The sequence below is a fragment of the Phycisphaerae bacterium genome, assembly GCA_024102815.1.
In the GTDB taxonomy this organism is placed as follows: domain Bacteria; phylum Planctomycetota; class Phycisphaerae; order UBA1845; family UBA1845; genus JAGFJJ01.
The window spans coordinates 178,468-204,575 of record JAGFJJ010000005.1; the positions used below are offsets into that span (position 1 = coordinate 178,468).

At 62.3% G+C, this 26,108-nt stretch carries 17 protein-coding genes; 7 read left to right on the top strand and 10 right to left on the bottom strand.

Going from position 1 to position 26,108, the window contains the following annotated elements:
- Positions 1-217 precede the first annotated feature (217 nt).
- Positions 218-3,412, top strand: coding sequence for a redoxin domain-containing protein (locus tag J5J06_01105; protein MCO6435668.1), 3,195 nt, complete (start codon positions 218-220; stop codon positions 3,410-3,412).
- A 262-nt stretch (positions 3,413-3,674) separates the two neighbouring features.
- Positions 3,675-5,012, top strand: a complete 1,338-nt coding sequence (gene serS, locus J5J06_01110) for a serine--tRNA ligase (protein MCO6435669.1) — start codon at positions 3,675-3,677, stop codon at positions 5,010-5,012.
- A gap of 69 nt (positions 5,013-5,081) precedes the next feature.
- Here serS and J5J06_01115 read toward each other — a convergent pair whose 3' ends face one another.
- The 4 genes from J5J06_01115 to lpxD form a co-directional block, all read right to left on the bottom strand.
- Positions 5,082-7,487 carry a glycosyltransferase family 1 protein gene (locus J5J06_01115; GenBank protein MCO6435670.1) on the bottom strand — a complete coding sequence of 802 codons (2,406 nt, stop codon included), beginning with the start codon at positions 7,485-7,487 and terminating at the stop codon, positions 5,082-5,084.
- Between the two features lie 149 nt (positions 7,488-7,636).
- Positions 7,637-8,326: a chromophore lyase CpcT/CpeT gene (locus J5J06_01120; GenBank protein ID MCO6435671.1), complete on the bottom strand. Its 690-nt coding sequence runs from the start codon at positions 8,324-8,326 to the stop codon at positions 7,637-7,639.
- On the bottom strand, positions 8,323-9,222 hold the full coding sequence (gene lpxI / locus J5J06_01125; protein MCO6435672.1) for a UDP-2,3-diacylglucosamine diphosphatase LpxI: 900 nt from the start codon (positions 9,220-9,222) through the stop codon (positions 8,323-8,325). The genes J5J06_01120 and lpxI overlap by 4 nt, the downstream gene beginning before the upstream one ends.
- On the bottom strand, positions 9,219-10,274 hold the full coding sequence (lpxD, locus tag J5J06_01130; protein ID MCO6435673.1) for a UDP-3-O-(3-hydroxymyristoyl)glucosamine N-acyltransferase: 1,056 nt from the start codon (positions 10,272-10,274) through the stop codon (positions 9,219-9,221). Before lpxD ends, lpxI begins: the two co-directional genes overlap by 4 nt.
- A 174-nt stretch (positions 10,275-10,448) precedes the next feature.
- On the opposite strand from lpxD, the gene hemL reads away from it, so the two are divergent.
- The 4 genes from hemL (at position 10,449) to J5J06_01150 (ending at position 14,413) form a co-directional block, all read left to right on the top strand.
- Entirely contained in the window at positions 10,449-11,756 is a 1,308-nt protein-coding gene (hemL, locus tag J5J06_01135; protein MCO6435674.1) for a glutamate-1-semialdehyde 2,1-aminomutase, read from the top strand.
- Positions 11,753-12,634 carry a hydroxymethylbilane synthase gene (gene hemC / locus J5J06_01140; protein MCO6435675.1) on the top strand — a complete coding sequence of 294 codons (882 nt, stop codon included), beginning with the start codon at positions 11,753-11,755 and terminating at the stop codon, positions 12,632-12,634. Before hemL ends, hemC begins: the two co-directional genes overlap by 4 nt.
- Before the next feature lie 66 nt (positions 12,635-12,700).
- The gene (locus J5J06_01145; GenBank protein MCO6435676.1) at positions 12,701-13,360 is read left to right on the top strand and encodes a uroporphyrinogen-III synthase; all 660 of its coding nucleotides are present in this window, start codon (positions 12,701-12,703) and stop codon (positions 13,358-13,360) included.
- 96 nt (positions 13,361-13,456) lie between these two features.
- Complete coding sequence (locus tag J5J06_01150) at positions 13,457-14,413, top strand: DUF4274 domain-containing protein (protein MCO6435677.1); 957 nt, start codon at positions 13,457-13,459, stop codon at positions 14,411-14,413.
- Between the two features lie 79 nt (positions 14,414-14,492).
- Here J5J06_01150 and J5J06_01155 read toward each other — a convergent pair whose 3' ends face one another.
- From J5J06_01155 to J5J06_01170, 4 genes are all read right to left on the bottom strand, one after another.
- Positions 14,493-14,681 carry a hypothetical protein gene (locus tag J5J06_01155; protein MCO6435678.1) on the bottom strand — a complete coding sequence of 63 codons (189 nt, stop codon included), beginning with the start codon at positions 14,679-14,681 and terminating at the stop codon, positions 14,493-14,495.
- A gap of 82 nt (positions 14,682-14,763) precedes the next feature.
- Positions 14,764-15,861 carry an ACR3 family arsenite efflux transporter gene (gene arsB, locus J5J06_01160; GenBank protein ID MCO6435679.1) on the bottom strand — a complete coding sequence of 366 codons (1,098 nt, stop codon included), beginning with the start codon at positions 15,859-15,861 and terminating at the stop codon, positions 14,764-14,766.
- 211 nt (positions 15,862-16,072) lie between these two features.
- Entirely contained in the window at positions 16,073-17,236 is a 1,164-nt protein-coding gene (sucC, locus tag J5J06_01165) for an ADP-forming succinate--CoA ligase subunit beta (protein ID MCO6435680.1), read from the bottom strand.
- An 85-nt stretch (positions 17,237-17,321) separates the two neighbouring features.
- Positions 17,322-18,860 carry a peptide MFS transporter gene (locus J5J06_01170; GenBank protein ID MCO6435681.1) on the bottom strand — a complete coding sequence of 513 codons (1,539 nt, stop codon included), beginning with the start codon at positions 18,858-18,860 and terminating at the stop codon, positions 17,322-17,324.
- 286 nt (positions 18,861-19,146) lie between these two features.
- On the opposite strand from J5J06_01170, the gene mutM reads away from it, so the two are divergent.
- Positions 19,147-20,067 carry a bifunctional DNA-formamidopyrimidine glycosylase/DNA-(apurinic or apyrimidinic site) lyase gene (gene mutM, locus J5J06_01175; GenBank protein MCO6435682.1) on the top strand — a complete coding sequence of 307 codons (921 nt, stop codon included), beginning with the start codon at positions 19,147-19,149 and terminating at the stop codon, positions 20,065-20,067.
- On the opposite strand, the gene mgtE is transcribed toward mutM, so the two are convergent.
- Both mgtE and J5J06_01185 read right to left on the bottom strand, forming a co-directional pair.
- The gene (gene mgtE / locus J5J06_01180; protein MCO6435683.1) at positions 20,064-21,392 is read right to left on the bottom strand and encodes a magnesium transporter; all 1,329 of its coding nucleotides are present in this window, start codon (positions 21,390-21,392) and stop codon (positions 20,064-20,066) included. The two genes, mutM and mgtE, sit on opposite strands and share 4 nt — an antisense overlap.
- Before the next feature lie 191 nt (positions 21,393-21,583).
- Positions 21,584-25,879, bottom strand: a complete 4,296-nt coding sequence (locus J5J06_01185) for a PQQ-binding-like beta-propeller repeat protein (protein MCO6435684.1) — start codon at positions 25,877-25,879, stop codon at positions 21,584-21,586.
- Positions 25,880-26,108 lie beyond the last annotated feature (229 nt).

Sequence of the window (26,108 nt, forward strand, 5' to 3'; positions counted from 1 at the left end):
CCGTCGCGTTGATCGTTCAACGTCCCGAGGGTTATATAGACCGATCTCGATGATAGAGGGGGTGTGGGACTCTCTGAATCACTTTGCTGATTCAAGACTGCTCCCGGTTGAAGAGCTTGCGAGGCAGGATCGACGGCCTTCGGCAGCAACCATCAGTTCCAGAAAGTTCCGGATTCGTCAGGATCAAAAGCGAGGGCGAGTAATGAGGATGACCATCATGGATCGGAAACAGCATTGGAAGCAGGCGCAGGCAATCTTGGTAACGGCGTTTGCGATTTCGTTCGTGCTTGCGGGGTGGGTGGAAGCGAAGCCGCCGCCGATGAAGGTTGCACCAAAGTCTGCCACCGGGGAATCCCGAACGAACGTTCCCACGATGGCAGTCATGCCTCAGCAGGACGGTCCGGCGCCCAGCGTCGAGATCGTCGGCAGCGAGGACTTTGACTTCGGAGAAATCTGGGCCGGGCCCAAGCTGGACGCCACGTTCAAGCTCAAGAACACCGGCGACGCCCCGCTCGAGATCCTGCGCGTGAAGCCGGGGTGCGGTTGCACCATTGCCGGTCCGTATCCGCAGCGGATCGAAGCGGGCGAGTCGGGCGAATTCCCGTTCTCGCTGAACAGCATTCGGCTCAACGGCCGATTCCGCAAGTCCATCACCATCAGCACAAACGATCCCAAGAAGCGGGAGCTGCGGCTCGGCCTGACCGGCGTCGCCAAGCAGCACGTGGACGTGCTTCCGGGAAACGCGATCTTCGGCAAGGTAACGGCCGACGAGCCCCATGAGCGCGTGATCAAGATCGTCAGCAACGTGGAACAGCCGTTGAAGATCTCTCTGGATGAGACGAGCAAGCCGCCGTTCACGTTCGATTTGAGCGAGGTCGAGCCGGGCAAGGAATACGAGCTGCGGATCAAGATGACGCCGCCGTATACCACCGGACCGCAGTATGCGAAGGTGAACCTCCTCACCAACATCGAGGAGCGAAGCAGCATTCCGGTTGTGGCCAATGCCACGGTGCCGGAGCGCCTGGATGTCAGTCCGTCGCAGATCATCATTTCGCCGATTGACGGAATGCAGGCCGGCGGGAATATCCGCCTTCGACCGGTACGCGTCACGAACTACGGGAAGAGCCCGGTGCACATTCTGGAAGGGATGAGCGACGATCCGGAGATCAAGGTCACGGTGAATGAGCAGACTCCCGGCAAGGCCTACATCGTCAATGTCGAGACGCCGCCGAACTACATGCCGCCGGACGGCGGACGGATGGTCACGCTCAAGACCGACGACAGTGCCATGCCCGTCATTCAGATTCCCGTGTCGGGACGGGTCGTTCGTACGCCGATCAAGACGGCTGATCTGGAAGAGAAACGGGCGGCGCAACGACGTCCCCCCACGCGACAGACTCCGCAGGATTTGGTCGGCAAGCCCGCGCCCGGTTTCAACCTCAAGACGATGAGCGGCAAGGAGATCGGCAGCGAGAACTTCGACAAGCATCCCGCGACCATCCTGAACTTCGTGGCGGCCAATTGCGGCTTCTGCAAGAAGCAGGTTCCACGTTTGGAGGAGATTCGCAAGGAGTACGAGCCGAAGGGGATCCGCTTCGTCAACGTCGTGGAGACCATGGGCAAGGAATTCGGCGAGGACGTGATTGCCGCGGTGTTCAAGGACATTGGCTCGAATATTGACCTTGCCAAAGATGCCAGCAACAAGGTTGGCCAGGAGTATTATGCGACCGGCTATCCAACCATGGTCGTGGTCGGAAAGAGCGGCAAGGTCGAGGCTGTAAATATCGGGAACATGGCCGATTTCGAGAGCCAGGTGAAATCGCAACTGGATACGTTGCTGTCGGGCAAGTCTGTGTCCAAGGACTCGCCGGTCAAGGCGGAGCTCGCAGCCAAGCCGGCGGATAACAAGCCCGCTCAGCCCACGCAGCGACGCCGTCGCCCCGCCGAGGAAATGGTCGGCCAACCGGCACCGTCTTTCAGCCTGAAGACCGTCGACGGACAGACCGTTTCGAGCGCGGACTTTGGGAAGCACCCCGCCACGGTTCTGAACTTCGTTGCGGCCAACTGCGGATTCTGCAAGAAGCAGACGCCGCGGCTGGAGGAAATCCGCAAAGTGTACGAGCCGAAAGGCGTTCGATTTGTCAATGTCGTCGAGACGATGCGGCAGAAGTTCGAGCCCGACCAGATCGTGGACATCTTCCACAAGGCCGGTTCAAACCTGACGCTCGCCCCTGACCCGGACAACAAGGTCGGCCCGCAGTTCAAGGCGACCGGTTTCCCGACGATGGTGATCGTCGGCAAGGACGGCAAGATCCAGGCCGTGAACGTCGGCAATATTGGCGATCTCGAGACGCGCGTGAAAGGCCAGCTCGACTCCCTGATCGCCGGCAAGCCGGTCAAGGGAGCGGACGCCGATCCGCCCGCACCGACGCCGCGTCCGAGCCCGGCCGGTGGCTTTGGCATCGGCAAGCCCGCCCCGGCGTTTGCCATCAATACCGTGGAAGGGAAGTCCGTTGGAAATACGACGTTCGGCAGCAACAAGGCCACGGTGCTCAATTTCGTTGCGGCCAATTGCGGGTTCTGCAAGAAGCAGGTTCCGCGCGTCGACGAGATCCGCAAGGAGTACGAGCCGAAGGGCGTCCGCTTCGTGAATGTCGTTCAGACCATGCGGCAGAAGTACGAGACGGACCAGGTCATCGACATCTTCAAGAACGCCGGTTCGCATCTTGAGCTGGCCCATGACGCCGACAACAAGGTCGGCCCGCTCTATCAGGCGAATGGATTCCCCACGATGGTGATCGTCGGCCAGAGCGGCAATGTCGAGGCGATCAACGTGGGCAACATCGCCGATCTCGAGTCGAAGATGAAGGGGCAGTTGGATGCCCTCGTGGCCGGAAAGTCCGTTCCTTCGAGTTTGGCAGGCTCCGCGCCGGCTGAGCGCCGGGCGCGTCGCCGACCGGCGGAGGACCTCGTGGGCAAACCCGCTCCCCAATTCAGCATCGAGACGATCGAGGGCAAGAAGCTGAGTAATGCGACCTTGGCCCAGCATCCGGCCACGGTCCTGAACTTCGTCGCCCCGAACTGCGGCTTCTGTAAGCGGCAGGTTCCGAACGTCGAGAAGGTTCGCGAGGAATACGAATCCAAGGGCGTTCGCTTCGTCAACGTCGTGCAGACGATGCGCCAGGCTTACGAGACGGACGAGGCCAAGAAGATCTTTGATGCCACGGGCTCGAAGCTGGAATTCGCGCACGACAAGCCCAACGCCGTCGGCGGGGCGTTCAAGGCTACGAGCTTCCCCACGATGGTCGTTGTGGATCGCAACGGCATGGTCAAGCATGTGAACATCGGCGCCAAGCCGGACATCGAGCAGGTTCTCAAGACCCAGCTTGATGCTCTGATCGCCGGTTCGTAGTTGCTGTCGAGTCGCCGCCGGTCGAATCTCGGGAGTTCCGGCGGCCTGGTGAACATGGCTTCGAACCCTGCAGCGCCTCGTCGTCTTCGTGATGGCGGGGCGCTGCTTTTTTCCGTAATGGGCGATCGGGCGGGCCCGGGCCCAATCCATTCGGTGCGGATCGTACCCGCTTGACACCGGAACTTGCCTGACCGAAATACTCCACTGCCGCACGGGGCGACGCACGTGGTTTCGCCGGGCGGATTACCCAACGGGGCAATTCATGCTCGACATCAAATATATCCGCGAGAACGTGGATCGCGTTCGACAGGGTGCGATCGACAAGCGCATTACCTGCGAACTGGATCGGCTCATCCAGGTGGACCAGCGCCGCCGGGAGATTCAGCAGGAACTCGATACGCTTCGCACGAGGGTCAAAGAAGACGGCTCCCGCGTGGGCCTGCTGCGCAATCCAAAGTCGGATTGGTATCGCCGGGCGGTAGCCGAGGGCAAAACGCACGAGGACATTCAAGCCGAGGCAGAGCGGGTTCAGGCCGAGCTTGCAGACATCAAGCCGCGCGTCAAAGCGCTGGAGGACGAGCAGGGTTCCGTCGTCGAGGAGTTCGATCGCCTGATGCTGACGATTCCCCAGCCGGCCGATCCGGATGCGCCGCTCGGAAAGGACGAATCTGAGAACGCCGAAATCCGCCGCGTGGGCGAGATCCCCGCGTTCGACTTTGAACCCAAGGATCATATTCAGCTCGGCGCCGCCCTGGGCATCATCGACGTGGAACGCGGCGTGAAGCTGGCCGGCTCACGCAACTATGTCCTTCGCGGTGACGGCGCCTTGCTCCACCAGGCTGTACTGCGTCTCGCCCAGGACACCGTCGTCGCCCGCGGCTATCAGCCCATGGTCGTACCCGTCCTCGTGAAGGAAGAGGTCATGTATGGCACGGGCTACTTTCCCACCGGTCGCGATCAGGCGTACCTTTGCGAACGCGATACGCTCTCTCTCGTGGGCACGGCCGAGGTGCCGCTCACCGCGTTTCACACCGACGAGATTCTGGCCGAGCAGGACCTGCCGGTCCGCCTGTGCGCTCTGAGCACGTGCTTCCGCCGCGAGGCCGGTGCGGCCGGCAAGGATACGTACGGGCTGTATCGCATACATCTTTTTGACAAGGTCGAGCAGGTCGTGCTCTGTCGAAATGACGTGGAAGAGAGCAAGCGATTCCACGCGGAGATCATGGCCAACGCGGAGGCGGTACTTCAGGCCTTGGAGCTGCCGTACCGCGTGGTCAACGTTTGCACCGGCGACCTGGGCATGGGGCAAGTGCAAAAGTACGACATCGAGACGTGGATGCCCTCGCGAAATTCCTACGGCGAGACGCACTCCGCGTCACGCTTTTACGAGTTCCAGGCTCGCCGCCTCATGCTCCGCTATCGTGACGGAGCCAAGAAGATCCATTATTGCCACACGCTCAACAACACCGTCATCGCCTCTCCGCGTATTCTCATCCCGCTGCTGGAGCTGAACCAGAACGCCGATGGATCGATCACGATTCCGAAAGCGCTGCGGGGATACATGGGCGGGAGAGAGCGAATTGCGACCGCGGGAAAGTAGGTTCCGCCCTGCGGAGCATCTTGTGGGGCATGCGGTTCGCGTGTCGCTTGGCACGCGGTTCGCATCCCGTTACGACTGCTCCACGACTTGCCTCAGGTACTTCCCCATCTCCTCAAGAAACTTCCCCATCTGCGCCTTGTAGCTGAACCGCTCGATTACCACCTCGCGCATTCGGTGTACGATTTCCTGCCGCAGCGCCTCCCCCTCCAGGAACCGCTCCGCCACGCGTTCGAATTCCTCGGCCGAGTCAAACACGAGGTCCGCGAACCCGGGGAATGCTTCGTCCGGGTAGGGCAGCTCGGCTGCCATGCGCAGATTGGCCACGATGTAATCATCGCCCGGATCGACGTCATCGAGTCCCCGTCCGCAAAACGTCCGCAGGTTTTCCCATAATTCGCCGTCCTCGCAGGCAAGCACATCTCGCATCGTGTGCAGATTCAGCGCATCCAGCCGCGCCGCGAGCTGCCGCAGTGTCCCGCTCATTAGATCATGCGGCACACGCCGCGAGAGGAAGAATCCCCCGGCTGCCAGCCCGTCCAAGGCCCGCTGATGGATGAACCCGGCGGGCATCAGTTGCAGGTTGATCCGCGACGCCCGGTATACGCCAATGAGCTCCCGCCCGTTTTCTGCCGGACCGGCCGCGAACTCCGCCAGGGTCGGATGCCGATCCCAGCCATTGCCGTAGATGCGAAAGCGACGCCGCGCGCGCCGCGCCCATGCCGCCACCCATTCCAACGCTTCGTGGCGAAAAATGCGATCACCCAGGCGCCACAGATACCAGCCGCACAGTTGCCGGGCGCCCGCTTCGTCCACGCTGATTCCGGTTCGGCGCGTGGCCTCGCGCAGGATCAACCGGGGCAGTCCGCTGTGCATGGTTCTCGCCTGCGCAAGTTCCACGAGCGCGAGCTCGTACAACTCATCCAGCAAATGAGCGAGTCGAGGATCGCCCGCCTTTTTCCGCTCTTCTTCATGAAACGCTCGCGGCGTCTGCGATGCGTGGCTGACGTATGACACGTCGCATGCGTAACGCGTTCGTTCTTCCTCAGTGAGCGGCTCACCGCCGAACTGCTCCGGACATGTAGGCACGATCGCTGAAAGAAACTGCCTCGGATCGCAGCCCGCCATGAGCCACCGCGTCTTGGAGCATCCAGTCAGAAAGTCGTGCCGCGCGACCTGGCGAAGATTCTCGTCCGTGAACACGTGCGGAAGCTGGTCCTGGTCCCATGTCAGTATGGGCAGGTTCTCGGGAACGATCTGCCCGAACTCGGGGCGGAGGTGATCGAGATTGAAGAACACGTCGGGGTCGAGCCGGCGAATGGTATCGTGATAGGTTGCCAGCCCCACGACCTCATGCGGCCGGCGCTCCTTGAGCACCTCGCAGGTGTGCCCCAGCGACTCGAACGCTCGCTGGGCATCACGCACGGAATGCTGGAGAAACGTCGTATGGACGCTGACCGCGGACAGGATTCTCAGCGGTGCGCCCTTCCCCGAAAGCGCCTCGTCAAAACGCCGCGCCCAATAAGAGACATCGCGTCCGGCGTACTGCCGCTGCAATGCTTCCCATGATTGCAGCGCAGCCTGCTCACGCTCTGCCAAAACGGTCTGCGCAGCAGCCACGGCACCCGGCGACGGCCCCAATCGGAAACGACCGAGCGTGAACGCGTGGGCGGGAACGGGAAGGTCGACGTTCGCCCGGAGCAAGTCGACAAACCGCTGCGCGGCGCCTTCGCCGGTGAACAGGAAAAGCCGCTCGTCGGCGAGCCGATCGGACCAGTCCCGCAGGTGGAGCGCGATCGAAAGCAGCGCTGCGTCGGGTTCCACGACATACAGCGCACTGGAATGTCGAAGAAAGCTGTTGAGCGTGCGGTCGTAGATGCGCTCGAAAAGGTGGCCGAGGTCGAGGCCCTCGAAAAGATAGGGCCCCGGGAAGGCGTTGCCGATGTCGGGCGGGAGCGGATGTCGATCCGCCTCGGCGCGATGGTCGGCGAGGTCCGGTATCCACCGCCACCCCGACGGTTCGATCCATCGCACCTGTTCGTTTCCGCAGGCATCTTCGTAGAGCTCGAATTGCCGGTGCGATGCGCGCCATGCCCGGCGGATGCCCGTCACATCGACGTTGCGCGATTCGAGTGCCTGAAGGTTCCGCTCAAACCGGGTGGCGTATCGAGACCAGGGCACCCGGCCATCGGGACGTCCCGCAAGCGCCCGGGACATTCTCCCAGCTTCACTCGCAGCGTCGCTTCCTTCCTCGTCGGGGTTGAATCGCTGCGCGGATGCGTGATTTTCCGGGATCGACGAAAGCAAGTCTCGCGCCGGACGGACGAGCCCCAGGCGAGCATATTCTCGCGCGATTCTCAGCCGCAGTGTCGGCGCGTGCGGCGAAACCGAAAGCTGCCGGTGCACTCCGGCGATGATCGCGTAGGCCTCGCTCGCCGGTCCGGCGCTGGGGAGCACATTCCCTTGGATTTGTGTCATGCCGTCCATGATCAACGCGGAGTCGTCCCTCCGGCCTCTGTCCATCGGTTGTGGGGGCGCTGAACAAACGCCCACTGGCCGCATACAGAGATTCATCGGTGTGCGGCGCGGCGCGCCTTGCGGAGAACTGGGGGCAATCGGAAGCGGGGCTATTCAACACCGGCCTTCTCGACGCTGCGGCGAAATTCGTAGGGACCTGCGGTCGATCCCCAGACCTGCTTGCCGGCGGCGTCAAAGCCGCGATCCCAGGTGCGCAGACCCCACGAGGCGACGGTGACTTCGGATGTAGCGTACGATGCACCTCGCAACGTACTTGTGCACTCCCGGCCGGGGGTTGATCCCTCAAACCAGCCGTTCGGCGAGCGTCGCAGCAATATGGCGCAGCCCTTGCGGGGCGTGAGCTGCTCCGGCGAAACGAGGGCCAGCGGATGTCTTTCCCGCCAGGCGCCGACAAAACGAAGCGGGTCGCCCGGCAGTTCGAACACGCGACTCTCAAGCACGCGATCGGCTTCGCGTGAGATTCGGTACACGCGCTGGCGATACGGCTTATCCGGCGTGGCCGCGGCGGACTGCTCGACGTACATCCATGTTGCATCGCGGCGCGCCGGCCAGATCGGCACCATGTGCAGGCGGATATCGTAGAAGTTGTCCGGATCGGACTCGTGTTGCGCCGTACTGGAGAATGAACCGGTCATCCATTCCACCAGTTGGGCGAGGTCGCGATCTTTCTTGGCGCCGGCACCGCGCCCCGTGGTAGCGCAACCAGCGACGAGAATCGACGCGACCAGCAAGAACGTTGCAACGTGCGTTCTCAAATCAAGCGAAAGGGCCCGTCTCATGATCCCCATCCCACGAGCGTGACTGTTCCAAAGTCTGCTAAGTACGGCTCACGGAGTCCCATGATCACGACGCCCGCCGCTTCAGCATCGGCGATCATTCGTTCACGCTCGACAATGACGGTTCGTCCTGCCTCGATGACGAGCAGCTTGCCCCCGTGCTGCTTGAGGCGGGCAATGGTGTCGGGCCCGACCGTGGGCACGTCAAAACGCATGTCCTGGTTCGGCTTGGCGACCTTGACCAGGGTCCACCCGCCCGCGCGACAGAGGGCTCCGGCGCGTTCGATCATGCGGTCGGTGCCTTCGATCGCTTCGACCGCGATAACTTCCTTCTCCTTCACGGCGACGGATTGCCCGATGTCGAGGCGTCCCATCTCTCGGGCGATCGTCCAGCCGAACGTGGCGTCCGCCCGCTGTGCATCGTTCGGCGCTCGGCGCGTGAGCACGCCTTCCGGTGCCATGTCTTCTGCGCTGTATTTCATGCATGGCTGCATGATGATGCCCTGTCTCGCGAGCTTTTCAGCGACGGCTGACAATACGGTGTCGTTACGCTTGTCCGCGATCTCAAAAAACCAGAGCCGGATGGCGGTCCAGTCGGGCAGATACTTGATCAACCGGAACCGGCCGTACATCTCCGTCTTGCGCACCGACCCGGCAAGGATGACCTCACGGGCGCCGAACCTTCGGAGAAGTCTGATCCAGCTACCCGGCCGGGCCAGCCCCGACCAGCAGAAGGCATCGGCCAGCCGTGACAGTGCGGGATCGGCGAAGCCTCGTAAGCCGATGACCATGCACTCACAGCCGGCGCGCCGGGCGCCCTCGACAACCATGAAGGGGAATCGACCGGCTCCGGCGATAATGCCCAGCCGCGAGGATTCCGGTTGTCCGGCTCGACTCATGATGTCCGGCCGCCGCCTCGCAGTTTTTCCACTTCCCGCTCGAGCTCGCGCACGCGCTTGACCAGTTCCGGCAATTTCTGAACCGCGATCATGGCCCGTTTGGCTTCGTTCAGCTCTATCGCCGGGCTTCCCAGCAGCTTCATGCCGGCAGGTACATCTCCGGAGATTCCCGCCTGCGCGCCCACTTGAACGTCATCGCCGATGGAGCAATGTCCGGCCACCCCGACTTGTCCCGCAAGTGTGACGTGTCGTCCAATGTTGACCGACCCGGCGATGCCCACGAGCCCGACGAAAAGGCAGTCCGGTCCGATCTTCGTACCGTGTCCGACGACGATCACGTTCCCGAATTTCGTTCCTGTCCCGATCTCGGTGCGCCCCAGCGTGGCCCGATCCACGGCGCAGTTGGCACCGATCTCCACGTCGTCGCCGATGACGGTCCGTCCGACCTGAGGGATTTTCACCCATTTCCCCTCGTACGGCGCGTAACCCAGCCCATCTTCGCCGACCACGGAACCGGCATGTATGGTCACGCGATTGCCGAGGACGCAGCGATCGTACACCACGACGTTGGGAAAGAGCACGCAGTCATCACCGATCGTAACATGCTCGGCGACGTAACATCCGGGATACACGGTGCAGTTCTCGCCAATGATGACATGAGCAGCGATTGTCGCACCGGGGGCGATGTTCGCACCGTTGCCCAGCTTGGCAGTCGGGTCAATATGGGCCTTCTCGCTGATGCCCCATTGGGGATGCTTGCGGTAGCCGTGCAGAGCGATGATCGCCGCTGTGACCGCCGCATAGGGGTCGCCGCAGCGGATCGCGGCGAGTCCGTCAGGAACCGGCACATCATCGCGCAGAATCACGGCCGACGCCCGGGTTCTGGTCACCTGGGACGTGTATTTGGGGTTGGACAGGAAGGTCAGGTCCCCTTCTGCGGCATCCTCGAGCGTGTTGACGGCGCGGACTTTGCGGTCCGAACCGTCCAGCCGGACGGAGAGTCCGTGTCCGGACATGAATTGACACAACTCGCTGAGTAGTCGCTCGGCCAAGGCGCGTCTTTCCCTATTGCAGGCGTTCGGGTGTAAAACTCCCAACCAGACCGGCGTGGATTGTCCAAGTGGGTGCGAAGACTGTCAACGCGACGCACCGCATCGCGGAATCGGCGGCTCTTCCGTGACAACCCTCGCCTCGTGCGTTCTAATGCCTCGCGGGAGGACTTTTCGATGACCAAGTTGACGGAGGTCAGGCGGACACGCTCGGCCGAGCTCTTCAAGAAAGCGTGCAATCTGCTCGTCGGAGGCGTGAACAGCCCCGTGCGGGCCTTCCGCGCCGTCGGTGGCGAGCCCGTGTTTCTCGAGCGCGCCGAAGGTGCTTACGTTTTTGACGTTGACGGGAACCGCTACGTCGACCTCGTGGGGACCTGGGGGCCGGCGATCGTGGGCCACGCCCATCCGGCCGTCGTCGAGGCGGTTCAGCAAGCGGCGACGCGTGGGCTGAGTTTTGGGGCATGCTGTGCCGCCGAAGCGGAGCTCGCGGAGATCGTCGTTTCGGCATTGCCTTCAGTCGAGATGATCCGGTTTGTCAACAGCGGGACAGAAGCGGCCATGAGCGCCATTCGGTTGGCGCGGGCCGCGACGAAGCGATCGTGCGTGGTGAAGTTCACGGGTTGCTACCACGGTCATACCGATGGCTTGCTCGTCGCGGCCGGATCGGGCGCGGCGACCTTTGGCGAGCCGGACTCCGCCGGCGTGCCACCGGAATACGCCCGGCTGACATTGCTGGCCGAATACAACGACCTTCCCAGTGTTGAAAAACTGCTTGCTGAACACGGGTCGAAAGTCGCCGCGATACTTGTCGAGCCGGTCGCGGGGAACATGGGCTTTGTTTTGCCGGAGCCGGGCTTCCTCGAAGGCTTGCGGAGCCTGTGCGATCGACACGGCTGCCTGCTGGTTTTCGATGAAGTGATGACCGGCTTTCGTGTCGCGTGGGGCGGATACCAGAATCACTGCGGCGTCCGACCCGACCTGACCGTGCTCGGCAAGGTCATCGGCGGCGGCATGCCCGTTGCCGCGTACGGCGGTCCGCGAAAGATCATGGAGTTTCTCAGCCCACTGGGCCCGACGTACCAGGCCGGGACGCTCAGCGGGAACCCGATCGGTATGGCTGCCGGAATTGCCACCTTGCAGATTTGCCAGTCGCCGGGATTCTACGAGGACCTTGAGTCGACGGCGGAGAGAGTCACTCGGGTGCTTGCATCCGCCGCTGAACATGCGGGACTGCCCCTTCAAACCGGTTTTCACGGCGGGATGCTGGGAATGTACCTCTCGGACCATCCCGTACGCAACTTTGCCGATGCCAAACGTGCCGATCACGCGCGCTTCGCCAGGTTCTTCAGGGCGATGCTCGATCGCGGCGTGTGGCTCCCGCCATCCGGATACGAGGCCATGTTCGTTTCCGCGGCGCATGACGAAGCGGCCATCAGCTACATCGGCGATGCGGCAAGGGAGGCGTTCCAGGAGGCGGCAAGATGAGCAAACTGCGCGTCGGAACCCGCGGCAGCGACCTTGCCCTCTGGCAGACCGGATGGGTCTGCGATCGGCTTCGAGAAGCTCATCCGGGGCTCGAGATCGAGCGCATTATCATCAAGACGCACGGGGACGTCCGGCCTGACGAGCCGTTCGGGGGCGACCTTCCGGTCGGGGCGTTTGTCACCGCTATTGAGCGCGCCCTGCAATCGAGCGAGGTGGATTTCGCCGTCCATAGTTACAAAGACCTCCAGACGGCCGAGACCGCCGGGCTGACCATCGCGGCCGTGCCGGTGCGTGAGGTTGTCCACGACGTGCTTCTCAGCCGGGCGCCGGTCGACCTGGCGCGTGTTCCAAACGGCTTCCGCTTGGGGACCAGCAGTCCGCGGCGGGCCGCGCAGTTCCGGCGGCTGGCAGAAATTGAGGTTGTAGCGATACGCGGCAACGTCCCCACGCGCGTCGCCAAGCTTGAGTCGGACAAACTCGATGGGGTGGTTCTGGCCGGAGCAGGGCTCAAGCGCCTGGGAATTACCCACCCGCACATGACAGCATTGCCGACGGATCGGTTTCCCCCAGCCCCGGCACAAGGGGCACTGGCTGTCCAGACTCGGTCGGACGATCCGGCCCAAGCGGTCATCGCGGCGATTGACCACCGGAAAACGCGCCGGGCGGTGGATGCCGAGCGGTCGTTCCTTCGGACGATCGCGGCCGGTTGTCATACGCCCGTCGCAGCACTGGGAAGCGTCAATGGAGATTCCATTCGGCTTCATGCGCAGCTTTTCAGCGACGACTACACGCGTGTGGCCGAGGGGGTCGAGGAGGGGGGCGATCCTGTTGAGGTCGGGGCGGCGCTTGCCCGCAGGCTGCTCCACGAGCTGGGTTAAGCGAGCGGTGGCCGTCAGACTGCACGGGCACACCATAGTCGGACAGTCAATGGGGTTCTTTTCAGCATGATCCGCGTCTGGGTAACCCGAGAAGAAGACGATGACGGCCCGCTTTGCCATGCGCTGCGGGCCGCGGCGCTGGAGCCTGTCCTGGAACCGGTCATCGAGCGCCGCATTCTGGGGGATGCCCATCTGGTCATCGGCTCGCTTGCGGCCGAGGACTGGCTCGTGCTCACCAGTCCCTTCGCGGTGAATGCCGTCGAGCCCGGATCGGCCCGGGTGCCCAAGGTCGCCGTCGTGGGGGAGCCGTCCCGACAGGTGGCGCTGGCCCGGGGATTCCGCGTGGAGTTGGTGGGCAAGGGGGACGGCGAGAGCCTGTTCGAGATGCTCCGCCACCACGTGCATCACGGACGAGTCTGCTACCCGCGATCGTCGCTGGTGACGCCGCCGCACCCGTGGAGCGACGTGGAGATCCTCAGCCCCATTCTTTACGAGACCACCCGGCGGGACTTCGACCGCGATGTCGTTCATCGCGTGGACGTGATTTCCGTGGCCAGCGCGTCGGCCGTGCGCGCCGTCGGGAAGTACGACAAACGCTACGCGTCGATCGGATCAACGACGACGAAGGCGCTGCGGGAGTTGGGCGTTGATCCCTGGGTGCAGGCCGAGACGCCGAGCTTCGAGGCATTGGCGCAGGTGATAGCGAAAGCTGCGAAGGTCCCCTGAGGTGCGCCGGACGGGCGACGATCTTCCTGGAGGGAGCAGGGATGCCCACATGGCAAGTCGGTTGCAAGAGGCCGTCTAAACCGAGGGCAATCCGCGATGAGCAAGAAAGAGAAAACAAGCGGAACCAAGGTCAAAACGAACAGCAGAGCTTCGAACGGAAAGTCAAGGGTCTCTAACGCCAAGAATAAGACAAAGACTACCGGCAAAGGGAAGAAGAAGGCCGCGACCAAGACCTCAAAGACGACCGCTAAGAAGCGTCGCGCCAGCGTCGTTGCCGACATGACGACCAAGCAGTTGCACGAATTCGTCAGCAATCACAACTGGGATTTCGGAAACGCGCCCATGCGTAAGGCCTCTCAGAGCCCAAAGTGCGACCTGGGAACGGCGCTGCTCATCTACTGGCTCATTGACCCCACGTACTATTTTGCCGAATACTCCGAACGTTCTGAGGTACCACGAGATCTTCAAGGTTGGTGGGATTTCCTCGTTGATATTGAGCAACGTGTCGCGGAAGGCTTCTACAAGACAAAGAAGTATCTCTTTGATCCCGCCGATTATGAGGGCGATGACATTACTTATGTGGAGGGGAAACTCAAACGCCCCATCCCCAAAGAAATGTACGGCCCGCTCTACTCGGGACCACGGCCGCGCCCGCCCAAGGTCACGCGTACCCAGATAAAAGGCATGACATCGGGCGAACTCCACGAATTCGTGTCACGCCATGTTCGGGATGATGGAATCCACTTATTCTATGCGGTTCTCGGGCATCCGGAACTTGACGCTGGCACTGCACTCGCAATCTATTGGCAGTCCGATCCACATTACTTTGATGCGTACAGATCGCTGAGCGATGTCCCCGCGGAGGATCGTCCATCATATAGCCTAATGATGAAGGCTGAGAAGCTCCTGGTTAGAGACGCATTCAAGAGTCGCAATATGGCATACGACCCGGCTAACGACAATGGAATCGATTGGACGCGTGACGAGTACCACGATCCCAAGAGGCGAACAATTCCACAGCAGCTATTCAAAAGATTGCTCCCTGCGGAATGACTGCCGGGACGCAACGCGATTGCAGACGTAATCAATCGGATACGAAGGCGTTTGGGAAGGCGCGCTGGAACGATCGCCCTCACGCCACCGGCTTGCAGACCTTGTTGGCCGGGTCGGTCGGGTCGTCGGCCGGGATCAACTGCGGGATCTTCGCCTCTGCGAGTAGCTTGCGGGCATGCTCGACTTCCTTGCCTTCCAGGCGCACCGCCGCCGGAATCTTGAGGTGGGGCAGAGTGCATCTTGATGCATCGATTGGGATGGTTGGCATGTTCGGCCATGCCCGCGTGCCGTGGGTGGGGCGCTCGTTGAAGAGGCGCGTCAGGGGACGCACCCTGCGAAGCTGGTGCACTTCAACCGGCCACAGCCCCCGTGGCGTGAGTTTCCGTCATGAAGTGCTTTCGCCTGAGCCAGAATGCCACGTTGACCAGGCCGATCAGTACGGGCACCTCGACCAGCGGGCCAATCACGGCCGCAAAGGCCACACCGGAGCCGATACCGAAGACCGCCACGGCCACCGCGATGGCTAACTCGAAGTTATTGCTGGCCGCCGTGAAGGCGATAGTCGTTGTCTTCCCGTAGTCGGCGCCGAGCTTCTTGCCCATCCAGAAAGATACCAGGAACATCACCACGAAATAAACACAAAGCGGAGTCGCGACGCGGAGCACGTCAAGCGGCAGCTGAACGATATACTCGCCTTTCAGGGAGAACATGACCAGGATCGTGAAGAGCAGGGCGATCAGTGTGATGGGCGAGATCTTCGGAATGAATTTCGCCTCGTACCATTCACGGCCCTTGGCCTTGAGCATCACGAAGCGCGTGATCATGCCGGCAAGGAACGGGACGCCGAGATAAATGAACACGCTCTCGGCAATCTGGCCGATTGTCACCTCGACGGCCGCACCTTGCAGACCGAAGAGCGGCGGTAGAACCGTAATGAAGAACCACGCGTACACCGAGAAGAACAGCACCTGGAAGATCGAGTTGAACGCGACCAGGCCGGCCGCGTATTCGGTATCTCCCTCGGCCAGATCGTTCCACACGATCACCATCGCGATGCAGCGCGCCAAGCCGATCATGATGAGCCCGACCATGTACTCGGGGTATCCGCGCAGGAACAGGATGGCCAAAACGAACATCAGAATCGGCCCGATGATCCAGTTCTGAACGAGTGATAGGGCGAGAATCTTGAAATTGCGGAAGACGTCACCGAGCTCCTCGTATTTCACCTTCGCCAGTGGCGGGTACATCATCAGGATCAAGCCTATAGCGATCGGAATGTTGGTGGTTCCGACCTGGAACCGGTTGAAGAAGCTGTCGACACCGGGGATGAAATAGCCACCGAAGACGCCAATGGCCATCGCGAGAAATATCCACAGCGTAAGGAAACGGTCGAGAAACGATAGCCGTTTTCGCACCGGTGTGCCTTCACCTGGGCAGGCACGCTCCATCTTGATTGCTCCGCACTCCTAGTCGTCTGTTCGATCGGGTCACCAACGGCACGCGCTTCATCCACTACGCTGACGCTCCAGATCTTCACGCGATACGCCAATCTCCTGAGGGCACAACTTCACGCGGTCGATCAACGTACGCACCAGCCTCCGCGCGCCGCGTTTGATGTGGTAGTCGGGTGCAGCTCGAAGCACCTCTTGCCTCGTGCCGTCACGCCACCTGCTTGCAGACCTTGTTGGCCGCGTCGGTGAGGTCGTCGGCCGGGATCAACTGCGGGATCTTCGCCTCCGCCAGCAGTTTGCGGGCCCGCTCGACGTTGGTTCCTTCCAGACGCACCACTACCGGAATCTTGAAGCCGATTTCCTTGGCCGCGGCGATCAGCGCCTCGGCGATCGTGTCGCATTTGGCGATGCCGCCGAAGATGTTGACCAGCACGCCCTTGACCTTGTCGTCGGAGAGGATGATGCGGAAGGCCTCGACGGCGCCCTCGGCCGTGACCGATCCGCCCACGTCGAGGAAGTTGGCGGGCATGCCCCCGTGGTACTTGATGAGGTCCATCGTGGCCATGGCCAGGCCGGCACCGTTCACCAGGCAGCCGATGTTGCCGTCGAGGGCGATGTAGGAGAGGTCGTGTTTCTTGGCGCGGAGTTCCAGGGGATTCTCCTCGCTGGGGTCGAACATCTCCTGCAAGCGCTTGTGGCGGAAGGTGGCGTTGTCGTCGAAGTTCATCTTGGCGTCGATGGCCATGACCCGGCCGTCCTTGGTGCGGACCAGCGGGTTGATCTCCGCCAGCGAGCAGTCGTACTGGTAGGCCACCTTGACCAGCCCGCGGATGATCTTGCCCGCGGCTTTGGCCTGCTCCTTGTCGGTGAATCCGAGCGCGGTAACGAGTTGGCCGACCTGGAAGTCCATCAAGCCCAGGTGCGGGTGGAGCCAGCGTTTCTCGATCGCGCCCGGTTTCTCCCTGGCGACGACTTCGATCTCCACGCCGCCCTCTCGCGAGACCATCACCACCGGGCAGCGCTTGGCGCGGTCCACGACCACGGCCGCGTAATATTCGCTCTCGATGTCCACCGCTTCGGCGATAAGCAGCTTCTTGACTTCGATGCCCTCGGCCCCGGTCTGCGGTGAGACCATGCGATGGGTGAGCATGAAGGTCGCCGCATCGCGGACTTCGTCGGCGTTGCCGCAGAGTTTGACGAACCCGGCCTTGCCGCGTCCGCCGGCGAAGACCTGGGCCTTGACCACAACGCGCCCGCCGATCTCGTTGTACGCCGCCACCGCCGCCTCGGGCGACTCGACGACCTTGGACGGAGGAACCGGAACGCCCGCCTCAGCGAGCAACGCACGGGCTTGGTATTCATGAACTTTCATGGTTGTCTCTCGGACAAGGTCCGCACTGCGGACCGATACTTTGCATTCGAAGATGGTCCGCCGGGCGGACCCTATGCGCTGACACTCATTTCACGCCGAACATCATCTTCTTAAGAGGCGGCGTCAACAGGAAGAGCAATACGCCGGCGCCGACGGCCACGATGCCGATGAATCTGAATACATAGGCGAAGCCCTCCGCCTCGGTCCAGCCGCCGATAATGCCGGCAAACACGTTGCCCAAGGCCGAGGCGAGGAACCACACCCCCATGAACATGCCGACGAATTTCGGGGGCGAGAGCTTGGTCACCGTGGACAGCCCTACGGGCGACAGGCAGAGCTCGCCCGTGGTGTGGAGCAGGAAGCCCAGGGCCAGGAATATGATGCTGCATTTCCCGCCTGATCCTGCCTGCAAGGCCCCAAGATACATGACCCAAAAACCGGCACCAAGCTGAGCTAGGCCGAGTGCGAACTTAAAGGGGCTGGACGGCTCCATGCTGCGCTTGTTCAACCAGACCCAGAGCTTCGCAAAAGGCATACCCAAAATGATGATAAAGGCCGCGTTGGTGAACGCGGTGATGAAGGAAGCAGTGATTTCGCCGAAGATCGGGAGTGTGCGGTCGACTTTCTCGTCGGCGAAGAGATTGATCGTGCTGCCGGCAAGTTCGAAGAATCCCCAGAACATCATCGAGAAGCAGCAGAGAACGATGATGACGATCATGCGTCCGCAATCCTCGCGCGAGCTGCGGAACGATTCCCAAAGCAGGTAGGCAAGAACGGGGATTGCAATCCAGATGGCCAGATCCTGGACGACCCCCGGGCGGGCCATCAACAGCGCCGCCAGGGGGATGAAGACCACGACACCGATTCCCACACCGATGGTACTGATGCCGGGGCCTCCCGTCGCCCCCTCCGTGCGGTTCGACGTCGGAGGGAGTCCGTGATCACCGAGGAGGGGTTTTCCAAAGAAGAAGATGACTTGTCCCAGGACCATGCCTGATCCGGCCAGTATGAATCCCCAGTGCCAGCCGACTGTTTCCGCAATCTGGCCGGAAAACGCCGCGAGCATGGCTCCGATGTTGATACCCATATAGAAGATCGTGAAGGCCCCGTCCCGCCGCGGGTCATTTCGCTCGTAGAGCGTACCCACGATCGTAGAGATGTTGGGTTTGAAGAACCCGTTGCCCGCAGAGAGCATGCCCATGCCGAGGAAAAAAAGGATGTTGATGCCTGTGAAAAGACCCGTTTCCTGTGTGGCCTCCTCCGATAACGGAGCTCCCACCAGGAGGGCATGCGTGGCCAGTGAAAACTGCGCTGCCGCCATCAGCGTGCCGCCGATGACAATCGATCGGCGCTGCCCCAACAGTCGGTCCGCGAGCATTCCCCCGACGAAAGTCGACGCATACACGAATCCCAGGTAGGCGCCGTAGATCTCGTTGGAAATACGCTCGCTGAACAGGAGCGCTTTGGTCATATAAAGGACGAGGAACGCCCGCATGCTGTAGAAGCTGAACCGCTCCCACATCTCCGTGAAGAAGAGGACGTAGAGCCCTTTGGGGTGCCCGAAGAGTTCGCCGGCTGAAACGTCACTTGCTGGAACAGGTCGGCCTGCGGTGTTCCCTTGCATGGAGTCGTCCTAGATGCTGAGACCGTGTTTTTCCCTGCAACGCCGCCGTCGGCAGCGTGCACCCGATGCCGCCGAGGTTGTTTCACCGGCGCGACACCAAGGCGGGCAGCTTAGCCAAAACCGCCCGGGGATGCCAGCGATGGGTGCAGAGCAGCGGGCCACGGGCAAGAAGGGGAAGGAACGCAGGCCCGAGGGCAAGGGGGCACGGAGCAGAAGTTGACGGAGGCCGAATCTTCGAACCTGCGTTACAATGCCCTGCGATCACGTCATGGACCCGGAGTTGGCCATGCCCGAGCTGCCCGAAGCCGAGACCATTGCCCGCGAACTCGCCGGCGCGATCACCGGGAAGGTGGTTGGCGAGGTCATCCTCTCCCGACCGGACATCGTTCGGGGTGATCTCAAAATGGTGACGCAGGGGCTGCGCGGCCGGAGCGTCATTGGTGTCGCACGGCGCGCGAAGCGGGTCATCCTGCGATTCGACGGTGCCCAACTGATGTTCCGCCTGGGCATGACCGGCCGGCTGGATGTGTGCGAAGCGGCGGCCCCGGTCGAAAATCACACGCACCTGCGAATGGCCATCGGGGGGACGGAAAAGGAGCTTCGCTTTCGCGATCCCCGCCGGTTTGGCGGCATCTGGTGCAGCCCGATTGAGAATGGCGCGGAACAGGAGAGCGGGGGGCCTTCCAAGGTTCCGGCCGATGCTGAGGACGATCTCGGTCCGGAACCGCTCGAGCTGATCTCCGGGCAGTTCCGGCGAATTCTCCAGAGGCGGCGGCAGATCAAGGCCTTGCTCATGGATCAACGGGCCATCGCCGGGCTGGGCAACATTTACTGCGATGAATCGCTGCACGCGGCGGGGATCCACCCGCTTCGTCCCGCGAATTCACTCAACGATCAAGATGCGGATCGCTTGCTGCGAGGCATCAAGACGATCCTCCGTCGGGCGATCCGCCACAACGGCACGACATTGATGGATTATCGCCGCCCGAACGGAGCCGAGGGTTCGTTCCAGCGACATCACCGCGTGTATCATAGGGAGGGTCAGCCGTGTCGAAGCTGCGGCACGGCGATCAAACGCATCCTGGCCGCCGGACGCTCGACGTTCTTCTGTCCTCGCTGTCAGCGATTGTTGCGGCGTTCCCGGTTGATTGCATTACGCGCCAGTGGAAAACGCCGGAGAGTGGGCGAGAATTCCCAGCCGCATTAGAGCATGGTGCCGCGCAACACCACTGCGGCGATGCTGAAGTAGATTACCAGGCCGGTCACATCGACCAGCGTGGCGACAAACGGCGCCGAGCTCGTCGCGGGGTCGAGGCGGAAGGCGCGGAGGATGAACGGAAGCATACTGCCCGTCAACGTTCCGAAGCACACGACGCCGATGAGGCTCAGCCAGACGGTCAGGGCCACGAGCACGAAATGCTCGCCGTAGTCGATCAAGCCGAGTTCGTGCCAGAGGACGACCCGCAGGAAGCCGATCAAGCCCAGCCAGGCGCCGAGCGTCAGCCCCGAGGCCAATTCGCGGCGGATGACCCGCCACCAGTCGCGCAGACGCAGCTCCGCCAGAGCCATGGCGCGAATGATCAGCGTGGCTGCCTGCGATCCGGAGTTTCCGCCGCTGCTAATAATGAGCGGTACGAACATCGCCAGCACCACGGCTCTGGCGATTTCCTGCTCGAAATAGGCCATCGCGGAGGCCGTCAGCATTTCGCCCAAGAAGAGCACGGATAACCAGACGCCGCGCTTCCTGATCATCGTGAGCGCAGTCGTTTGCAGGTAGGGAGCGCCGAGACTCTCGAGACCGCCGATCTTATGGAAGTCCTCGGTCGCTTCTTCTCGGATAACGTCGACAATGTCATCGACGGTGACGATTCCTTTCATTCGGCCGGTGTCGTCGACAACGGGAACGGCAAGGAGATCGCTGGTATCAATGACTCTTGCGACCTCCTCCTGATCGGTGTGCTCCCGGACGACGATGGGGTCGCGTCGCATGACGTCACTGACCAGCGCGTCCGCATCGGCGGAGAAAAGTTCGCGGAATGAGATGACGCCCCGCAGGCGCTGCTCAGCGTCGAGGACATATACGTAATAAAGTGTCTCAGGATTGCTGCGAATCTGCTGGCGAAGATAGCGGATGGCCACGTCGACCGTTACGTTCGGGCGCAGACGCACATATCGCGGACTCATCAGCCCGCCCGCGATGTCCTCGGCATACGCCATCAGGGCCTGTACCTCGCGCAGCGTCGGTCCGTCGAGCATGGCCTCGAGTCGCTGCTGCTGGTCAGGCGGCGCCTCCTGCAGCACGTCTGCCGCATCATCCGGTGCCAGGAACCGCATCCAGACGGCGGCCTTGGCGTTGGGGAGAAATTGGAGGATGCCCGCCTGATCGTCGGCCTTCAGCGAAGCGAAGAGTTCCTGCGCGTTGTCCTCCGCAAGCAGGGCGAAGGCCTCCGCACGCTCCTCGTTGGAAAGGGCAGGCCATGCCGCGCGGACGGATTCGGCATCGAAATCGTTGGTAGTGGTGAGAGTCTGCATGACCGACGGCCTCCCGCCCGACGGCGGGGACCGGCGCGCCGGGGCGATCACGGCTGGTTTCGTGTGAACCGCTTACTCGGACCTCCCGAATCGAACTTGGTTTCCGCTGCTTCCATCAGGTTGGGACTTCTACCTCTGCCCGCTGCATGCGTCAACGGCGACACGGCGCGGATGCTTCCGGTGGACGAAAACTAGCGCGACGGTTGCGTTTCCACATGCGACCAGGCCCGAATTGTGCGCCCGACCTGGATAATCAGGCCACCGTCGACCACAAGGCAACTCGAAACGTCGTCCAGCGGTCCCAGCGGCAACATTCCCCCTGTAGTTGCCAGCACGCCGCTGTTGTTGCGAAGGTCGTAGAAGAACGCCGTCGCTTCCGGGATGATCGAGTCCTCTTCGTCCTCGGGAAAGTGGACCGCCGCGACGTAGTCCTCCGTGACCGCGCGAAGGACGAAGTGGATTCCGTCGGGCGTGGTCCCCTGCCACAGCAGCACGCCGCTCGTTTCGTCAAGAGTGAGAATCTCCTGCTCCGCTGCGGCGATGATGGCTGAATCCCGACGCTCAATCTGAACCTCCGAGCGCGTCCGGCGAGACAGCGGCTCGGATTCCCACAACACCACGCCATCCGACAGTCGCAGCTTTCGAATCGCTCGACCGTCGTCGCAGAAATAGAGTGTGTCGACATCCAGCAGGAGCGAGGATTGTCGAACATGTCCACGAACCGGAACTTCCCACTGCTTCGTGCCCAGCGTGCCGTCGAAAGCGGCAATGCTCTGCGAGGTCACCACGACCACGTCGCCGTCCAGAGTGGCAAGAAGCTCTTCGACCGGTCGTGCATCTAGGGTGGAAAAGGAGCCAAGCCACTCACCTGTGTTGGCGTCCAAACGACCGACCAAGACCCGTTCGTCCTGGGCAATCGTATAGAGCACCCACGCATCGCCCAGAACCAGTGTGCGTTCCGGCGTCGGACGGTGTGACGCCGACCACACCAGACGGCCGTCGCGAATGTCCACGCAACGCACCAACCCGCGGTCGTCTGCGAAGACCAGACGATCACCGTGCAGCGCGTGCAGCCGAATGGTGGCGAAGTTCTCCCAGTCGGCGTCGGGGTCCTCCGCGCCGAGTTGCTCGGGACCGTGGGACCAAAGCTTCTTCCCCGTAACCGGATCGAGTCCCAATACCTGAAACCGGGTTGACAGCACAATGGCTTCCGGCCGAGCGACAAGCAACTCCACGTCCGGGCGAACCGATTGCGGCTCGGGCCAGACCTCGCGATGGGTCCTCGAATCGAAAGCCGAAAGCGCGCCATCCGAATACACGAAGTAGCGCGACCAATCGCCCCGCGGTGCATCGCTAAAGCGCGGCGTCAGCAGACGAATGTCATCCGGAAACGCGTGCGTGAACTTCTCGTCCAGCGGCAGATCCAGTTGGGGACGGGCGGGCAGGATATCCATGCGGACGTCGGCAAGACGCTCACGATATTCCCGGAAAGATGTGGGCCGACCGTCTACCGGGAACCGGGTGTCCATATGTTGCCGCATCGCCATGGTGAGCCATCGGAAAGCCCGGCTCGGCTCCCCCGCCTGCTCGTAGGCATCGGCGATGGCGCGAAGAAGTACGACCGCGTTGGATTCGCCGTTGTCCTGACGCCATGCCGTTTCCAGCACGGCCGCGGCTTCCCTGAACTGACCACGCGCGCGAAGTCGCTCCGCCTGCGCGAGTCGAGCGTCGAACGCCGCTTCCGCATTGGGAAAGATGGCGGCCACGTCGGCAAGCATCTCCACGTCGCCGCTGGATTTTCCCGCCTCCAGTTTCCGGCGGGCCTCCGCCTCGTGGTCAGCATAGATCGCTCGGCCATGCTCGCGCAGCAGCGCGGCGATCCGATTTTCAGCCACCACGGCGGCTCGCACCTCGCCGGCGGCCGGGGCGACAACGCCCGCTTCTTCGTGAAGCGCCACCGGACCAGAGTTGTCCGGCGCCTTGACCCCATCGGGGAGACCTTGTGTGTCGAATGAGACCGCAAGTCCGCGCAGCGAGCGATCCCGAAGGATCTGCTGGTACAGATCAATCGCTTTTTCCGCACGGCCCGTCGATTCAAACAACATTGCGAACAAGAGGCGATAACGCAGGTGACCGGCAATGTCCGGTGCGAACGTCGGGGCGATCCCAAAGAGCCTGTCGAGCGTTTCCGCGGACAGCGCTCCGCGCCGTTTGAGCGTCTCCGAGAATGAGAGGATATCGTTGAACAACCGCTCCTGGAGGTCCTTGTCGAGTTCCGCGTCCGCACTGTCGGCACGGCGAACGGAGTCCAGCAGGTACGCGACGGCCTCGTCAAAATCGCCGCTTCGCAGGGCGACTTCTGCCGCATCGAGAGCGGGTTGGGGGTCATCCGGGCGCGCAGCCATTGCCGCGCGAAGCGAGCGCCAAAGCTCCTCTTTCCGTACGTAGCTCGTCAGCCCGGAGACGCCCGAGACCAGCAACTGATCCGGCAGGGAGACAAGATTTCCGCCGAGTTCGCCGCCCGTCCATGCCACATCGAGGCGCGATCCTGTGCTTACATCGAATCGACTCAACCCGGATTGCGCCGGCACGAGCAGTTCCTCGCCGCACCACTGTCCCCGACCGAAGACCTCCGCGTTCTTGGGCAATGACGCCTGCCAGAGCGGACGATCGCCGGACAAGTCAAAACAGCCTACCTGCTCGCCGGCCGTGCAGACGACGCCGGCCCGCACACCGAGCAAGGTCTGTGGCGATCCCAGCGCCGCAGTCGGTACCGATCGCAAGAGCGAGCCGTCCTCGGCCGAGATCCAGAGCAACGCCGGGCTATCCAGTGGCAATACGACGAGTCGACCATTCTCCACGATGACCGGGTTCAGGGCCCAGGGTTCCACCTCCGGCGCACCCCATGAAGCCTCGCGATTGGCAAAGGCCCCGGACCGTTCGTAGACCCGCAGCCACCGGATCCGCCCCGAGTGAGCATCGACCGCCGCAATCGTTCCAAGGTTGGATTGGGCGAAGATCGTATCTCCTTCCGCTGCCAACATGGAAAGAGTCGCCTGCCGCGTGCCGAACGAACCTGTCGAGGCGCTGCCCAGATGCGTCCGCGAAAGCAGACGTCCGCTGTTGGCGTCGAATCGAAAGAGGTAGCAGTCTTCGAAGCCGAACGAGCGCCGGCGCCGGCCGATGACGCTTACGGAACCCTGGTGAACCAGCGGCGTGCCGTCCATCTCAATGTCGGCCAACTCTGTCACCGCCGGACTGCGCTCGACGATCCAGTTGACCCTTCCATCCCGCGCATTCAGGCAGACCAGCGCCGGAGCGGTACGGCGTGCACCGGCACCGTAGATGGCCGACGTCGATCCGGGGAGCACGGCGAAGATCCGCTCCCCATCGAAGGCCGGCGCATCCACGCCGGCGGCAAGGTCGTCGTATTCCGACGCCAACCAGCGGTTCTCTCCGAAGCCGTATCGCCATAGCACCATGCCCGAGGTGCGATGTAGAGCGTAGATTTCCCGATGAAACTGCACGAAGAGCCGGTCGGCCGCGACGATCGGTTGGGCGCCGAGCCGTCTTCCCAACCGGCGTGCACCACGCGTTTCCGCGAACTCCGCAAGCCCGTGCGGGTCGCCTTCTTCCCCGGCGAGCTCGAATCGCCAGAGGAGGCCCAGTTCGTCAAGGGCGATGGAGTCGATTCGATTGCGGTGGATGTTCCCGCCCAGCATGGGCCAGGCGTCTTCATCCGGCACAGACGTGACCTGAAACGTGCCTCGAATATCCTCCAACGCCGAGGCCAGATCACGGTCGGTTCCCTTCCATCGCACCGAGCCCTTCACTTCGACTCCGTTTGCCTCCTGCCCGAGCATTGCCCGCAGCAGGACCAACCGCTGCTCGTATCTGGTTCGAACACTGTCACCGCTGGGATGGTCATCCAACACGCGGAGATACACGCGCTCCGCCATAGCAAAGTAGCCGGCTTCCAGTGCGAGCTGCCCCAATACGTCCGCAGCTTCAGCCGCTTCGGGGAGGCAGAAGTAGCGATCAAGCGTTTCGTACAATGCCGCAACATCGCGGCGGTCGGATGCCGAGGCGAGAGCCGCCTTCGCTTCCGAATCGAAGATCGTCCGATAGGCCTTTCGCCCTTCCGGAGGCCAGGAACAGAGCATCCCGTTAATGTGATTGCGGACACTCGTGAAGCGTCCGTCGCCAACTTGAACGAGCTTATCGCCGGACTCGATCGACGTTCGCTGAAGAAGCTCCGCCGCTTCAGCCCATCGTGCTCGATCGACCAGTCCCTGGGCTTTCGCAATGGTCTCGGCAACGGCGAAACTGTCGTCGAGGTAGACCTGCGGGCCGTCCGGTGCGCCTTGCGGAATCTGTGCAAAGGCGACACCTCCCGCCATGACCATGACCGACCCAACGAGGATTGCTTGCCAGACTCGGGGGCGGGAAAGCCACATGGGACGGATCATCGCGTTTGGTAGGCTCATGGCTGGTCAGGGTTTATCCTGCCGAGCAGGGCTCAGCTTGAGTCGATAGCCCATTGTTAAGCATCGGCCGGTCGATCACCGCACGATGCCGCAACCATTGTAGGAGCACGATTCCCGGCGAAGGAACCAAGATCCTTCTGTTTTTATCGGCCACAAGGGAGCACGCCGTTCTCTTCGCTCGAGGGAAGACCTGACATGACCCAGCCTGCTGTTGGTGCGTTGGGCCGGG